At 60.5% G+C, this 537-nt stretch carries 1 pseudogene; it reads left to right on the top strand.

Features of this window, described 5'->3' with window-relative positions:
• Positions 1 to 62: 62 nt before the first annotated feature.
• Positions 63 to 462, top strand: a pseudogene (locus EOA27_RS39510) (DUF559 domain-containing protein).
• Positions 463 to 537 lie beyond the last annotated feature (75 nt).

Genomic DNA, 537 nt, shown 5'->3' with positions numbered 1-537 from the left:
TCCCCGGACAGCCCTGCGTTCACGGGGAGAAGGTGCCCGAAGGGCGGATGAGGGGCAGCGCCATGCGTGGCAGAAATGAGCCAAAGGTTAAGAGAGCCCGCGAGCTGCGGCAGGTCGAAAACGATGCGGAGGAACGGCTGTGGCATGAACTGCGGGGGCGGCGATTGAACGGCCACAAGTTTGTTCGCCAACTGCCGATCGGCCCTTACTTCGCGGACTTCGCTTGCCGCGGAGCCAATCTGGTTGTCGAGGTTGACGGCAGCCAACATGCCCGGTCGATACAGGGACGAGACGATGAACGGAAACGGTTGGTCCGTATTGAGGGTTTGGCACGCAGATGTTTTGACCAACTGCGCGAGCGTGCTGGATACGATTGTTGCGGCGCTGGATGGTCGGTTGGATCGAAAGATGATTGGGGTCGATGCGAAATTTCTGCCGGCCGCAAGATCGGAGCAAGGATGATGAGCATTGGCGCCGCCCCTCATCCGCCCTTCGGGCACCTTCTCCCCGTGAACGGGGAGAAGGAAAGATGAAGCC

This window comes from Mesorhizobium sp. M2A.F.Ca.ET.037.01.1.1 (assembly GCF_003998075.1).
Classification (GTDB): domain Bacteria; phylum Pseudomonadota; class Alphaproteobacteria; order Rhizobiales; family Rhizobiaceae; genus Mesorhizobium.
The sequence above is the reverse complement of the archived record's forward strand: the minus strand, read 5'-3'. Positions and strand labels throughout refer to the sequence as shown.